11 protein-coding genes are annotated in these 13,715 nt (G+C 72.8%); 5 read left to right on the top strand and 6 right to left on the bottom strand.

The genetic code is table 11. From position 1 onward, the window contains the following. Positions 1 to 642 precede the first annotated feature (642 nt). Complete coding sequence (locus tag BS75_RS42220) at positions 643 to 1,086, top strand: YybH family protein (protein WP_034092005.1); 444 nt, start codon at positions 643 to 645, stop codon at positions 1,084 to 1,086. A gap of 446 nt (positions 1,087 to 1,532) precedes the next feature. Here the strand turns inward: BS75_RS42220 and BS75_RS42210 are convergent, their stop codons facing one another. After that, positions 1,533 to 2,591: a helix-turn-helix domain-containing protein gene (locus BS75_RS42210; protein WP_034092003.1), complete on the bottom strand. Its 1,059-nt coding sequence runs from the start codon at positions 2,589 to 2,591 to the stop codon at positions 1,533 to 1,535. Between the two features lie 114 nt (positions 2,592 to 2,705). On the opposite strand from BS75_RS42210, the gene BS75_RS42205 reads away from it, so the two are divergent. Continuing rightward, a complete protein-coding gene (locus tag BS75_RS42205; protein WP_081983139.1) occupies positions 2,706 to 3,683 on the top strand; it encodes an alpha/beta hydrolase in 978 nt (325 codons plus the stop codon). Between the two features lie 322 nt (positions 3,684 to 4,005). On the opposite strand, the gene BS75_RS42200 is transcribed toward BS75_RS42205, so the two are convergent. Then, a complete protein-coding gene (locus tag BS75_RS42200; protein WP_034092001.1) occupies positions 4,006 to 4,974 on the bottom strand; it encodes a GlxA family transcriptional regulator in 969 nt (322 codons plus the stop codon). 80 nt (positions 4,975 to 5,054) lie between these two features. On the opposite strand from BS75_RS42200, the gene BS75_RS42195 reads away from it, so the two are divergent. Further along, positions 5,055 to 5,987: an NADP-dependent oxidoreductase gene (locus tag BS75_RS42195; protein WP_034094895.1), complete on the top strand. Its 933-nt coding sequence runs from the start codon at positions 5,055 to 5,057 to the stop codon at positions 5,985 to 5,987. Between the two features lie 62 nt (positions 5,988 to 6,049). Here BS75_RS42195 and BS75_RS42190 read toward each other — a convergent pair whose 3' ends face one another. Next, on the bottom strand, positions 6,050 to 6,958 hold the full coding sequence (locus tag BS75_RS42190; protein WP_052070462.1) for a LysR family transcriptional regulator: 909 nt from the start codon (positions 6,956 to 6,958) through the stop codon (positions 6,050 to 6,052). A 117-nt stretch (positions 6,959 to 7,075) separates the two neighbouring features. Here BS75_RS42190 and BS75_RS42185 point away from each other — a divergent pair, with 117 nt between their 5' ends. Next, the gene (locus tag BS75_RS42185) at positions 7,076 to 7,672 is read left to right on the top strand and encodes a hypothetical protein (protein WP_034092000.1); all 597 of its coding nucleotides are present in this window, start codon (positions 7,076 to 7,078) and stop codon (positions 7,670 to 7,672) included. Positions 7,673 to 7,886: 214 nt separating this feature from the next. On the opposite strand, the gene BS75_RS42180 is transcribed toward BS75_RS42185, so the two are convergent. Further along, positions 7,887 to 10,589 carry a hypothetical protein gene (locus BS75_RS42180; protein WP_034091999.1) on the bottom strand — a complete coding sequence of 901 codons (2,703 nt, stop codon included), beginning with the start codon at positions 10,587 to 10,589 and terminating at the stop codon, positions 7,887 to 7,889. Positions 10,590 to 10,754: 165 nt separating this feature from the next. Here BS75_RS42180 and BS75_RS42175 point away from each other — a divergent pair, with 165 nt between their 5' ends. Continuing rightward, complete coding sequence (locus tag BS75_RS42175) at positions 10,755 to 11,459, top strand: Clp protease N-terminal domain-containing protein (protein ID WP_052070460.1); 705 nt, start codon at positions 10,755 to 10,757, stop codon at positions 11,457 to 11,459. A 79-nt stretch (positions 11,460 to 11,538) separates the two neighbouring features. Here the strand turns inward: BS75_RS42175 and BS75_RS42170 are convergent, their stop codons facing one another. Then, positions 11,539 to 13,050 carry an aminopeptidase P family protein gene (locus tag BS75_RS42170; protein ID WP_034091998.1) on the bottom strand — a complete coding sequence of 504 codons (1,512 nt, stop codon included), beginning with the start codon at positions 13,048 to 13,050 and terminating at the stop codon, positions 11,539 to 11,541. A 49-nt stretch (positions 13,051 to 13,099) separates the two neighbouring features. After that, entirely contained in the window at positions 13,100 to 13,660 is a 561-nt protein-coding gene (locus BS75_RS42165; protein ID WP_042438735.1) for a MaoC family dehydratase, read from the bottom strand. Between the last annotated feature and the right edge of the window lie 55 nt (positions 13,661 to 13,715).

Here is a 13,715-nt window from a genome sequence, read left to right as displayed (position 1 = left end):
GTGCGTCTACTCGCCTGCGTGTGTGGACAGTGCCCGATGGCCGCTGCTCGCTGGGCGAGAGGCCGTACGCGGCCCGGAAGGCCCGGCTGAAGCCGGAGGCGCGATGGACGCCCCAGCGGGCGGCGACGGTCTCACCCCGCGTGCTGGGTGAACACGCGGTGCAGGTGGCTGGCGCGGCCGGCTACGCGAAGCGTGCCCTCACCTACCAGTGTCCGAAGATATGGTCGGCGCTCCGGGTGACCGTGCGGTCGGGGCCGAGCGCCCGCAGACAGTCGGCCAGGACGGCTTTGACAGCCCCGGCGGCCGCAGCCGGGCCGGCTGCCTCAGCCCTCTCCCTTGGTTGAGATCCGACCGCCTTCTCCGGGCAGGTCAGCGACAACCTCGCTACCGGTCCTGTTCCACCGTGCCACCGGCACAGGGGCGTTGCGCAGGGGCGTCCCACGACGGCGAGGGCAGGGGGCGACCATGGTGGGATCAGCAGCGCGCGATATCGTCCGACTCAAGGTACCTCGGGCCGGAGCGCCGGTGGCCTCGGTCGGCGATCGGGCCGTGCTGGTGTGCCCGGTCGACCCGGCCGACCGCTCGACGGTCGCGCCGGCACCGGGGATTCCGGATCGAACCCGCACGAGGAGTGAGCCAGCCATGAGCAGCCAGGAACCCGTCAACTCCCGGATCGACGACCCGGCCCGCCTCCCGTTCGCCTACGCGGACGCGCTCAACGCCGGGGACGCCGATGCCGTCCTCGCGCTGTTCCACCAGGACGCGACGATGCGCACCTTCAACGGCGAAGTCCTCGCCGACCAGGAGGCGCTGCTTGCCGAGGCCGTCCGGACGATCGCGGCGCAGGCGCATCTGACCAACAAGCCCAGGTCCACCCTGATCGGCGGCGGCACGGCCCTGAGCATCGTCGATTGGGACCTTGAGGCGACGTTGCCGGACGGCACCCGGATCTCGCCGACCGGAACGACGATGGCCGTCGCCCGCCGGTCGGCCGACGGGTCGTGGCGGTTCGCCGTGCTCAACTGCCAAGGGGCAGTTGGATCTCCCGGGTGGCAGACGACAGAGTCACCCGCTGGTGGACGGTAGCGGTCCCCAAGCGGCCAGCGGCACTGCCCAGTGGTCGGGGTGGTTTCAGGGGGACGACACCGCCCTCCGGCCATCCCGGCCCGGCCTGCGGAGTTGATCAACTCCGTTACGGCGGCGAGTTGGTGACGATCAGTCGCAAGGCCACCGAAGCCTGGTGGTCCCGCCTGATTCCAGGGTGGCGCGTGATCTGCTCGTCGGCTACGACCTCGACGTAGCTCAAGGACCTCGCGCAGGGCAGACTCCTGCTCCGGTCCGCCTCGGCGCAGGACCGGCCGTCGACCGTGCCCACGCTTGTCGGGCTGATGGTGGATGCGGCCGCAGCCCGAACCGGGGCCCGGGAGGAACCGGCCTGACGACAACTCGACGGTCCGGCGCTCCCGCCCCTGCCACCGCCGACCCGGTGGACCGACTCGGTCGCTCCCGAGGACTGCCACTGCTGCCCGTGGCTAGGGCAGGGGACCGTTGAGGTTGAGCCGGTGGAGGGCCAGGGCGAGATGGAGGCGTGTGCGTCCGTGCGGGGTGTCGGGGGCGAAGCCGAGGGCAGCAGTCAGCTTGGGCAGGCGCGCCTGGAGTGAGGAGTGGTGCAGCTGCAGTGCGGCGGCGGCCTGGCGCAGGCTGTCGTGGGCTTCGAGGGCCGCCAGGGTCTCCAGTGCGCCGATGCCGGCTCCTGCTGCCGCGCGCAGCGCGCGCACATCCTCGATCAGCGCGTTCTGCGGGGAGACGTGCTCGGCCAAGAGGGCCAGACCGCCCAGGGCGTCGTAGGCGAGGTGGCGCGGACCATGGGTCTCGGCCGTCAGCCGCAGCGCCGTCAGCGCTCCGTGCCATGAGCGCGGCAGTCCACTGACTTCCACGGCGGGGCCCAGCCCGGCCCTTGGTCCGTGTTCGGTCCCGATGGCCGGTCCAAGGCTCGTGGTGGGCCCGGCCGCGGTGTCGACGACGATGGCGGCGGTCACGCGTCCGAGTCGGGTGCTCCACCGGCTGATCGCTGGATCGTCCGGGTTTCCCAGCAGCGCCGCGACCCTGAATCTCGCCGCAGGAAGGGCGAGTCTGCGCACGGCCAGCGCGCGGGCCTCGGGTGTGGCCTCGGGTGAGAGCAGCACTTCCACGCCGGCCGGGTCGTGGGTGGCGGCCCGGCCGCGGGTTCGGTCCAGGACGATGCCCGCCCCGGCCGCGAGGCGTTCGAGAACGATGGCGTCGGTGGGCAGCGACACGCCGGTGCGTTCGAGCCAGACCCGGCCTGCGGTCGTGCCGCGTAGTGCGGTGTCGGGCCAGGAGGGAATGTGCGCCGCCGGTTCCAACCGGTGGCCGTCGGGGTGGATGCGCACCAGCACGTGTCGGTCGGGATCGGCCAGCCCGGCCGTGCAGCCCGAGAGAATGGCCCCGGCCCTGACGAAGGCGTCGAGCCCGGCCCGCTGCTCGACCAGGGCGTCGAAGTACGCGATGGCGCGTACCGCGTCCCCGGCGGCGGGATCCAGTGCCGAGAGCCGTTGGAGCAGTTCTTCCACTACTGGATCATATCCGCCGGATGGCGGACAGGATGAGCCGTCCGGCGGTGGATCGGACGGCGGCCCCCAAGGACACTGGGCGGGCGAACCGCTGACGAAAGAAAGGCTCCGAGGATGTACTCCCGACCACCGTTCGACCCCGAGTTGGCCGCGATCCTGGCCACCTATCCGCAAGAGGTGCGGGAGCTCGGCTGGCTCGGGCCGGCCGACATCCCCGCCTACCGGGAGATGAACGCGACGGTGCCCGGCAGGGCCGACGCGGCCGCACTGCGCCGGGGCGGGGCCGTCGAGATCGAGGAACGCACGGTGCCCGGTCCCGCCGGGGCGCCGGAGATCTCACTGCTCATCATGCGTCCTACCCGCGGCACAGGCTCACGCCCCTGCGTCTACCACACCCACGGCGGCGGCATGATCTCCGGCAACAAGTGGGAGCTCGCCCACGTGCTCGCCGAGTGGGTGGATGTTCTCGGCGTCGTCGGGATCTCGGTGGAGTACCGGCTGGCGCCCGAGCATCCCCATCCCGCACCCGTCGAGGACTGCTATGCCGGGTTGGAGTGGGTCGCAACCAACGCCGCCGAGCTGTCCATCGACCCCGACCGGCTGATCATCTGGGGTACCAGCGCGGGCGGTGGGCTGGCGGCGGCGACGGCGCTGCTGGCTCGGGACCGCGGCGGCCCGGCCCTGGCGCACCAGATGCTGCAGGCGCCGATGCTCGACGACCGCTGCCGGACAGCGTCCAGCCAGGAACTCGACCGCGAGGGCTTCTGGGACCGCCGGGCCAACCTGACGGCATGGACCTGCCTGCTCGGGACGGCCAGGGGCGGGCCCGAGGTCTCGCCCTACGCGGCTCCGGCCCGCGCGGCGGACCTGAGCGGGCTGCCTGCCACCTACATCGACACCGGCCAGGTCGACACCTTCCGGGACGAGACCATCGACTACGCCGCGCGGCTGTCCCGGTCCGGAGTCCCGGTCGAGTTGCACGTGTGGCCGGGAGCGTGGCACGCGTTCGCCACAGCCGCGCCGCAGGCGGCCGTCTCGCAACTCGCCATCGCGGCCAGGACCGCCTACCTCAGGCGCGTCCTGGACTACTGATCCGAAGGCTGGGCGCGGGACGGTCGCTGGACGTGCCGCACCGCTGGGACGCCGTGCTCTCGCAGACGTCCGGCGAGCGCCCGCTCGCCGCCGCCGCCGAAAAGCGGTGCAGGATATCGGGAACCGGCGCCCGCGCCGAGAATTTCGGCGGCAGCGGTGATTCCTGAACGGTCCACCGTTGCCCAGGCGGCCGGTGCAACGGCGCCCTATTGGATACCGTCCTTCTGCCGGGCTGAGGCGATCAAGCGTCATCGATCACCGACAAGAGCGAGGGCTCCACGACCCCGGGATGTGCCCGTGCCCCGCGTGCCGCCGTCGACGATCAGGCCCGGAAGGTGCGCCGGTACGCGCCCGGCGAGACGCCGATCGCGGCGTGCAGGTTCTGCCGCAGCGCGGCGTCGGTGCCGAAGCCGGCGCGTTCGGCGACCCGGCTCACCGGCAGGTCGCTGCTCTCCAGCAGCAGCCGGGCCAGTTCGACGCGCTGCTGGGTGAGCCACTGGCCGGGGCTCAGCCCGACCTCGGCCCGGAACCGGCGGGTGAACGTGCGCCGGCTCATGTCCGCGTGCCTGGCCAGATCCTCCAGCTGGAGCGGCTCGTGCAACCGGTCCAGCGCCCAGGCGCGGGTGGCCGACGTCCCGCTGTCCGAGCTCTCCGGCACCGGCCGCTCCACGTACTGCGCCTGACCGCCCTCCCGCTGCGGCGGCACGACGCACCGCCGTGCGACGTGGTTGGCGACCGTGCTGCCGTGGTCCTTCCGGATCACGTGCAGGAGCAGGTCGATGCCGGCCGCCGCCCCTGCGGAGGTCAGTATCCGGCCGGTGTCCACGAACAGCACGTCCGGCGCGAGTTCGATCCCGGGGTAGAGCCTCCGGAAGCGGGCGCTGTGGAACCAGTGGGTGGCCGCGGCCCGGCCGTCCAGCAGGCCGGCCGCGGCCAGCACGAAGGTGGCGATGCAGATCCCGACGATCCGGGTGTCGGGCCGCACCGTGGTCAGCGCCTCCGTCACCCGGTGCGGCAGTGCGTCCGGGCCGGTGATCTCGGCGAACTCCTCGGCGGACGGGATCACCACGGTGTCCGCGGTGGCCAGCGCCGAGGAGTCGTGCCCGATGGTGATCGAGAAGTCGGCGGAAGTCCGGACCGGCCTGCCGTCCAGCGAGCAGGTGACCACCTCGTAGAGCGGCCGTCCTTCCGGATCGGTGGCGGCACCGAACAGCCGCGAGGCCAGGCTCAGTTCGAAGGGAATGACCCCGTCCAGGGCCAGGACCACGACACGGTGCACGACAGGACTCATGGCCCGATCCTTGCACATCATGACCCGTGGGCCACTGTCGTCGCAGGTTGCGGCCGAGACATCCTGGGCCCATGACCACGATGAACGCAATCAGCCAGAACACCTACGGCGGCACCGAAGTACTGCACCAGGTCCGGCTCGACCGTCCCGCTCCGGGGCCCTCCGAGGTACTCGTCCGGGTCCGGGCGGCCGGGATGAACCCGACCGACTGGAAGCACCGTCAGTTCCCCGGCCTTGTCGACCGGCTGCCGCTGGTGCTCGGCTGGGACGTCTCCGGCGTCGTCGAGGCCGTCGGCTTCGGGGTCGCCGTCCACCAGGTCGGTGACGAGGTGTTCGGCATGCTGCCCTACCCGCACGGCGCCGGTGCGTTCGCCGAGTACGTCGTGGCCCCGGCCCGCGCGCTGGTGCGCAAGCCGGCCGCGATCGACCACGTCCAGGCGGCCGCGATCCCGTTGGCCGCGCTCACCGCCTGGCAGGCCCTGGTGGACGTGGCGGACGTGCAGCCGGGCCGGCGCGTCCTGATCCACGCGGCCGCCGGCGGCGTCGGCCACTTCGCCGTCCAGATCGCCAAGGAGCTTGGCGCGTACGTGATCGGCACCGCCAGCGCCCCCAAGCACGACCTGCTGCGCGAGCTGGGCGCCGACGAGGTGATCGACTACCGGAACCAGGACTTCACCGCCGTCGACCCGGTCGACCTGGTCCTCGACGCCCTCGGCGGCGACACGGCCCTCCGCTCCCTGGACGTCCTGAAGCCCGGCGGTCGGCTGGTCTCCATCTCGCTCATGAACCTCCCCGGGCAGCTGGCCGAGGAGGCCGCCGCCCGCGGCGTCCGGGCCACCGCCATGCTGGTCGAGGCGGACCAGGCGGGCATGCGCGCGATCGCCGACCTGGTGGCAGCGGGCCGGCTCCGAGCCGTCGTGGACGCCGTCTTCCCGCTCGACCAGGCCGCCAAGGGCCACCAGCTCGGCGACACCGGCCATGTCACCGGAAAGGTCGTCCTCACCATCCCCTGACCCGCCCGGACAACCGCCGTGTCCGCCGGCACTCCGCCGGCACTCCGCCGGCGGGGCCCGGCTCAGGCCCGGACCCGGTGCGGGGTGAGCACCGTGTCCGGGTCGAGCAGCCCGACGAACTCCGGCACCAGCGGATTGACACAGTTCTCCGACCAGAAGGCCGAGACCTTGGCGATGCCGGTCAGCGGGGCCACCGGCAGGTAGTCGACGCCGGCGTAGCGGTTGGCCATGCCCGCACCCGTCAGCGAGACGAAGCCCTGGCCGCCGACCGCGAGGGCCAGCGCCATCGGTTCGCCCACCTCCTCGACCACCTCGGGTTCGAACCCGGCCTCGCGGCAGAGCCGCAGGATCCGGTCGAAGACCAGCGGCTTGGCCGCCCTGCTGATCATCACCAACCGCTCCCCCGCCAGGTCCGCAAGCCGGACCTGGCCGCTCCGCCCGGCCGGATGCCCCTGCGGCAGCATCGCCAGCAGCGGATCGTCGAAGAGGAAGCGGGACTCCAGGCTGCCGAGCTCCTCGACCTGGTTCTCCCGGTGCAGCACCACGTCGACCTCGTCCCGGCGCAGCGCGGCGAGCTGCTCCAGTCCGGCGAGTTGAGCGACCGTCACCCGCAGCCGCGGGCGTTCGGCGCCGAGCTCCCGCAGCGCCGGGAGGACCAGGTCGTACAGCCCGCCCCAGGTGACGCCCACCCGGAGCAGCCCGGCCCGGCCGGCGCCGACCTCCCGGACCGAGGCGTCGACCTGGGCCGCCTCGGCCAGGATCCGCCGCGCGCCGGCGACCAGTTCCTGACCGGCCGGGGTGAGCCGCAGCGGCTGGGCGGCGCGGTCCACCAGGCGTGCGCCCAACCGGCGCTCCAGCAGCCGGATCTGCTGACTGAGGGCCGGTTGGGAGACGTTGAGCCGGCGCGCGGCGGCGGTGAAGTTGCGCTCCTCGGCCAGCGCGACGAAGTAGCGCAGCAGGCGCAGGTCCACGGTATCCCCCCATAACTGCCGCTTATCGCTCGGCAATCAGCAAGTATTGGACGGGAATGGTCCAGACCACAAGGCTGAGCGGCATCCCGTCACCCGAGGACCCCTGGAGGTCCGCGCATGTCCCGTGTCCGCTCGCGCCACCCGCACCAGCTGTTCCGCCGTGCCTCCCTCCACCTGCCCGCTGCCCTCAGGTCGGCCGGGCCCCGCCGCTGGGCGGCCCTGGCCGCCGCCGCGGCGGCCGTGCTGGCCGGCACCGGCGGCGGCGTCGCGGCGGCCTCCGCGCCGGCGCAGCCCGCACCGCCGGTCTCGGTCGCGCTGGCGGGCTCCTTCGTCTTCCACGCCTGCCCGACCGGCACTCCCGCCGCCGACAACTGCCTGACCGACGACGTCACCGGGGTCCTGCCCGGCATCGGTGCGGTGAGCGGCCGGTTCGAGGTGCACATCGCGTACAGCCAGGCTGCCGCCGACGACTGCGAGCCGATCGACAAGCACGGCGTCCTCACCGCCGCGTCCGGCGGCTCGGTCGAGCTCTCCGCCGCGGGTGTGTTCTGTTCGGACAGTGCGACCGCGGCCTACAACTACCGGGTGGTGCACGGCTCCGGCGCGCTCGCCCACGCCTCGGGCCACGGCCAGTGGCTGGTCACGGCGCCGACCACCTACGCGAACGGGGCGGGCACCGGGGCCGAGCAGCTCTTCGGCACCCTCCGCGGCTGACCGCCGACTCCTCCCCGGGCCGCGTCCCCGCCCCGACCGCGCTGCCGCCCCGTCCAGCTCCGGGCCCGACGGCAGCGCGGTCGCTCGGTCACCAGGTCGCTCGGCCGTCCAGCTGCTGAGCCGCTCGGCCGCTCGGGGCGAGTGCCTTGTCGCGGCGGGCGGGAACAGCGGCGCACGGAGTTGTCGAGTCGGACGAGAGCGGCAGAGGTGTCCGTCATCGGGGTCTCCAGGGCTGAGGGTGCAGCCGGGTTCGTCGGGCGATGACCAGGTCGCGCCAGCGGTCGCGGATGAGGGGTTTCGGGTCGATCCACCGGGTCGGTGAGACGGGGTGGGGCGGGAGCGGGCGGTCGGCCATGAAGTGGGCGATGTCGGCGTAGTAGCCGTGGTCGCCGGTGGCGGTCAGCTCCCGCAGCCGGGCTATCGCCGCGTCCAGGTCGGGGTCGGTGACCGTGGCCGTGCCGGTGTCCAGGACGGCGTGGTGGAAGCAGAGCGCGAGTTGGAGGGTGGCCCGGGCGGCGGGCGGTCCGGCGGCGGTGATCTCGGTACGCAGGGCCCGGACCCGGTCCTGGAAGTCGGGGCCGGGCCGACCGGCGTCCCGGACCAGGGCGGCGATGCGGATCGTGATGGCGGTCGCACTCAGGTCGACGTGGAGCAGCAGGCGCGCGGCGAGGTCGATTTCAGCGGCGGCCCGGTCGGGGTCGAGGAACGCCAGGACCAGGGCGCGCATGCTCTGGGCGGTCGCGGCCTCGCCGACGGCGCCGCGCTCCTCGGCCTCGGTGCGCGCGGCGCCGAAGTCCTCCGCCGCCCGCACCAGGTCGCCCTGGGGCCACCAGACTTCGCCCAGGACGCGGTGGCGGCGACCTTCCCGGCCCAGGCTGCGGGCGGTGGCCAGGGCGGTGGGGAAGTCGCCGGCGAGGCGGGCGAGGTGCGCCAGGCCGCGCCGGGCGGCCGGCGCGAACCGGCCGCCGCCGTCCGCGACCCGGCCCATGCCCTGGCGCGACGCCTCGCTGCGGCCCAGTTCGCCCTGGGCCTCGGCCAGGTAGTAGACCGTCATGTCGTCCAGGGCGGCGGGCAGCAGGTTCGCTTCGGCGACGGCGGCGAGCCGGTCGGCGGTGCGCTCGCGGTGCTCGTGCTGCCGGCGCGCCAGCGCGCTGAGGGTCTCGACCAGGGCGTCGGCGGCGGTCCGCATCCGCCCGGATCCCACCGTCGGCGGGGCCAGCGGCTCCCAGACGGAGTCGTCGACGTAGACGAGGGCGGCGTCGGTGAGCCAGTCCAGCTCCAGGGCGTAGTCGCGGGCCAGCCGCAGGCCCTGGCGCAGGCAGGCGACCAGCGTGGTGCGGTCCCTGGGCCGGGCGGCGAGCTGGTCCCCCAGGGCGTGGAACGCGCGCTGGGCAGCACGGGTCCAGTCCCGCCGGGACCAGTGGTCGTCGGCTGCGTCGGTAGCGTGGCGGATCGCGGCGCTCACGGCCTGGTGCAGGTGGTAGGGCCACAGCGGGGCGGCGGGGTCCTCCAGCACGAAGGGCCGTTCGACCAGCCGGGCGGCGGCCGCGCCGTGGTCCGGGCCGGCGGCCGCGGTGGCCAGGGCGACCGAGAAGCCGTCCAGCAGGCTGACCGTGCGCAGGACGTCGCGCTCCTGGCCGGTGAGCTCGCTCAGGTTGCGGGCGACCAGTGCCGGGAAGTCGTGGTCGAAGTCGGCGGGCCCGGGGGTGCGGCCGGTGCGGCGGATCTCCAGGAACCGCGCCACCGACAGGTCCAGGTACAGCGGCAGGCCGTGCGACCGCCCGGTGACGACCCGTCGGATGTCCTCGCCGATCAGCGGCTCACCACTCCGGGTCAGGCGCCGGGCCAGGTATTCCTCGCAGTCCTCCGGGGGCAGGTCCCCCACCGGGAACTGCCGCGCGGTCGTCCCCGCGCGGCCGCGCGTGCCGCTGTGCGCGGCCAGGCCCGGCCATGCGGAGGGGCCGGTCCAGTCGAGCTGCCCGGCCAGGTCCGGGTCGGCCCACTGCAGCCGGTTCCGGCCGGTGACCACGAACAGCGCGTTCGGCATCGTCCACACCACGTGCTGCAGCAGCCGCTCCAGGTCCCGGTGGGTGCGGTCCCCCACGTCGTCCCAGGTGTCGAGCAGCACCACCGGCACCACCGGGTGCCCGCCGCCGAGCTGCGCGAGGTCCCAGGCCAGCAGGTGCGGCAGGTAGGACAGCGTCTCCAGGTCCGGTTCGGCCTCCAGCAGATCCGCGAGCCGGGCACAGCCCGCCAGGACCCGCACCGAGGAGCGGTGCTCGCGCAGCGCCCGCACCAGACTGCCCGTCACCTGCCCCACCACGGTGCCCACCGTGCCCGGCAGCAGCAGCGCCTGCGCCACGTCCGCCAGTACGGACCGCATCTGCTCCGGCAGCTCCACCGCGTGACTGAACCGGGCGTACACGCTGCCGCTGCGCCGCAGGTACTCCTCCAGCAGGTCACCGGGGTGCTGGCGGTCCCAGTACCGGTGCAGCGCCAGGTCGAACGCGGGCATCGGCCGGCCCAGGACGGTCAGGGCGAGGCGGATCGACAGCACGGCGTGCTCGAAGCTCGTGCCGGCGGAGCGGGCGAGGTCGATCCGCACCGGCACGATCCGGCCCTGGGGCCAGGACAGCTGCGGCCACTGGGCCGGCCGGCGGGCGCTGTCGGCCAGGGAGGTCTCGATCGTGCGGGACAGGGCGGTCTTCCCGATGCCGCCGACACCGTGGAACGCCAGGACGTTGTGCCGGGGCGCCTCCATGTCCTCGACGTCGAACCCGGGACCGGTGGTCCGGTCGATGTGCTCGGCCAGGGCGGCGACGACGGCCTGCCACTGGGCCGTGCGGTCACTGAAGACCTCCTCCGCAGCCAGGCTCAGGTCGTTCGAGCCGAACACCGCACGCAAGTCACGTCCCATGACACCCCCTAATGGTCACACTGTGTCAAAGGTATGCCGACGAACGGTCTCTCGGTGTCGGATTCCGGCAACCGCTGCGGCAGCGAGCCTGCAGTCCCGGCCGGGCCCGAAACAGCCGTCAATTACATCTTGACGATTCGGAGACCGTCAATCTACCGTTGACGCATGAGCCCACTCGACATCAGCCTCGCGGACCTGATCGCCCGTCTCGACGAGGAGTTCCCCGAGGCCGACGAACTGGCCCGGATCAGCGAAGCACGCCTGCGTGCCCAGACCCTCTCCGACCTCGGCGACCAGCTACTGGACCACTACGTCAGCAAGGCCAAGCAGGTCGGCGCGTCGTGGAGCGAGATCGGCGACGCCATCGGCGTGTCCAAGCAGGCCGCCCAGCAGCGCCACACGCCCTCCCCCTTCGAGCAGTTCACCAACCTCAACCGGCACACCATCGTGCTGGCCCAGGAGGCCGCCCGATCCCACAAGCACGACTTCATCGGCACCGAGCACCTCCTGCTCGGCCTGCTCGGCGAACCGCGGGGCCTCGCCCACGCGATCCTGGTGGCGAGGGCCGGGTCGGAGCAGCGCATCCGCGCCGCGGTCCAGGAGGCGATGCCGCCGGCCGGAGCGAAGGCGCTGCGCGGCCACATCCCCTTCCGGCCCGAGAGCAAGGGAGCCATCGAGCAGGCGCTCCGCGCCTCGGCCGACCTCGGCCACAGCTGGGTCGGTACGGAACACTCGCTGCTGGGCCTGATCCGCACCGAGGGGAGCCCGGCCGCGCAGGTCCTGCGCGACCTCGGCTTCGCCCCGGACGAACTGCAGGAGACGGTCAGGGCCCAGGTCGCCGAGCGGCTCGCCGCGCGCGACCAGCAGTGACCGGAAGGACCGGTGGCCGTGCCCCTGCCGGATCGTCGGCAGGGGCACGGCCCTCACACTGCGCGGAGCCCTGCCGGGGTCAGCGGTCCGCTGCCGGACCCGACACCCGGGCGATCCACTCCTCCACGTCGTGCGAACTGCGCGGCATCGCGGCGGACAGGTTCTCGTAGCCGTCCTCGGTCACCAGCACGTCGTCCTCGATGCGCACCCCGATGCCGCGGAACTCCTCCGGCGCCAGCAGGTCGTCCGCCTTGAAGTACAGGCCCGGCTCGACCGTGACGACCATGCCCGGCTTCAGCTCGCCGTCCATGTAGTCCTTGCGCAGCAGCAGCTGGCAGTCGTGCACGTCCATGCCGAGGTGGTGGGAGGTGCCGTGGACCATCCAGCGGCGGTGCCAGCCGCCGCGCTCCGGGTCGAGGCTCTGTTCGAGCGTGACCCCCTCGGGCAGCAGTCCCCACTCGTGCAGGTACCGGGCGACGACCTTGTTCGCGGCGGCGTGGATGTCGCTGAACTTGTTGCCGGGCTTCACCGCTTCCATGCCGGCCTGTTGTGCCGCGAGGACCGCGTCGTAGATCTTGCGCTGGACGTCGGTGAAGCGGCCGCTCACCGGCAGGGTTCGGGTGATGTCGGCGGTGAACAGGGAGTCGATCTCGATCCCGGCGTCGACCAGGATCAGGTCGCCCTCGCGGACCTCGCCGGTGTTCTTCGTCCAGTGGATGGTGTTGGCGTGGTCGCCGGCCGCGCAGATCGACTCGTATCCGATCCCGTTGCCCTCGTGCCGCGCGTACAGGCCGAAGACGCCCTCGACCCACCGCTCACCGCGGCCCTTCCGCACGGCCTCCGGCAGGGTGGTGATGATCGCGTCGAATCCCTTGTGGGTGGCGGCGATCGCCTTGCGCATCTCGCCGATCTCCCACTCGTCCTTGACGATCCGCATCCCGGACAGCTCGCGGGCCAGTTCCTCGTCGGCCTCCTGCTGCTGCTCACCGGTCAGGGAGGTGCCCGCCTGGGTGCGGGTGGTGTCGACGAGCTCGGCGAGCTTGGAGTCGGCCGACCGGACCACCCGCAGCCGGGCAGCGGCGTCGTCCTTCGCCAGGTCGGCGGCGAGCGAGTCGATGTGGCGGGCGGTGAGGCCGAGCTCCGACTCGATGTCGGCGATGGTCGGCCGGTAGCCGACCCAGAACTCCCCGTACCGGGAGTCGGTGTAGAACTCCTCGGTGTCCCGCGGGGCCGGCGGGCGGAAGTACAGGACGGCCTGGTGCCCGCCCTCGGCGCCGGGCTCCAGCACCAGGACGCTGTCGGGCTCGGCGTGCGAGCCGAGCCCGGACAGGTGGGCGAAGGCGGTGTGCGGCCGGAAGGTGTAGTCGGTGTCGTTGCTCCGCACCCGCAGGCCGCCGCCGGGGATGACGAGCCGCTCGCCGGGGAACCGCTGGGACAGGGCCGCCCGTCGGCGGGCCGCATGATCGGCAACCTCGGCGCGGGGCACGGGCGAACGGTCGTCGGCCGCCCATCCGGAGGCCATGAACTCGCGGAACTCGTTGCTCACGGGAGTGTCGCGGTGGCTGGCCTTGGGCTGATTCTCACTGGTCATGCTGGATATCCTGTCAGATCGACCGATGGTGCGAATGCTTGTTGATCACTCAGGACCCCGGCGTGGGCAGGCCGTTGGAGACCGGGTCCGGGCCCGCGGGCCGCTCCTCGCCCGAAGGCGCGATCCCTTCGCGGCAGCGCACCATGAACGACCGCTCGAAGACGATGACGGTCTCCCCCGTCGACTTGGTGCCCGTCGTCTCCACGGTGATGATCCCCTGCCCGGGTCGGGAGCGGGACAGCCGCTTGTCGAGGATCCGGCTGGTCGCGTAGAGGGTGTCGCCGACGAAGACCGGGGTCTTCAGCCGGACCCTGTCCCAGCCCAGGTTGGCCACCGCCCGCGCCGACAGCGCCTGCACGGTCATCCCGCCGACCAGGCACAGGGTGATGCCGCTGTTCACCAGGACCCGCCCGTACTCGGCGTTGGCGCCGTAGTGCTGGTCGAAGTGGAGCGGGTGCTGGTTCATCGTCAGCAGGGTCATCCAGGTGTTGTCGGCCTCGGAGAGGGTGCGGCCCGGCCAGTGCCGGATCACCATGCCCGGCTCGAAGTCCTCGAAGTCCCCGCCGTGCTCCTCGACGTACTCGTTGTCCTTGACTCGACGCAGGGTCATGCGTTCTCACTCCGGTGGTGTCGCTGGAAGGGGGTTGGCGCGAGCGGTGCTGCCG

It is taken from the genome of Streptacidiphilus albus JL83 (assembly GCF_000744705.1).
GTDB classification, from domain to species: Bacteria; Actinomycetota; Actinomycetes; order Streptomycetales; family Streptomycetaceae; genus Streptacidiphilus; species Streptacidiphilus albus.
Note: the sequence above shows the minus strand (reverse complement) of the source record. Positions and strands in the feature narration are given on the sequence as shown.

What these genes read in the sequence shown, in the direction of transcription:
- BS75_RS42170 (WP_034091998.1), bottom strand. Translation starts at nt 13,050, where the DNA reads ATGACCAGTGAGAATCAGCCCAAGGCCAGCCACCGCGACACTCCCGTG.
- BS75_RS42165 (WP_042438735.1), bottom strand. Translation starts at nt 13,660, where the DNA reads ATGACCCTGCGTCGAGTCAAGGACAACGAGTACGTCGAGGAGCACGGC.
- BS75_RS42180 (WP_034091999.1), bottom strand. Translation starts at nt 10,589, where the DNA reads ATGGGACGTGACTTGCGTGCGGTGTTCGGCTCGAACGACCTGAGCCTG.
- BS75_RS42185 (WP_034092000.1), top strand. Translation starts at nt 7,076, where the DNA reads ATGTCCCGTGTCCGCTCGCGCCACCCGCACCAGCTGTTCCGCCGTGCC.
- BS75_RS42220 (WP_034092005.1), top strand. Translation starts at nt 643, where the DNA reads ATGAGCAGCCAGGAACCCGTCAACTCCCGGATCGACGACCCGGCCCGC.
- BS75_RS42205 (WP_081983139.1), top strand. Translation starts at nt 2,706, where the DNA reads ATGTACTCCCGACCACCGTTCGACCCCGAGTTGGCCGCGATCCTGGCC.
- BS75_RS42200 (WP_034092001.1), bottom strand. Translation starts at nt 4,974, where the DNA reads ATGAGTCCTGTCGTGCACCGTGTCGTGGTCCTGGCCCTGGACGGGGTC.
- BS75_RS42175 (WP_052070460.1), top strand. Translation starts at nt 10,755, where the DNA reads ATGAGCCCACTCGACATCAGCCTCGCGGACCTGATCGCCCGTCTCGAC.
- BS75_RS42195 (WP_034094895.1), top strand. Translation starts at nt 5,055, where the DNA reads ATGAACGCAATCAGCCAGAACACCTACGGCGGCACCGAAGTACTGCAC.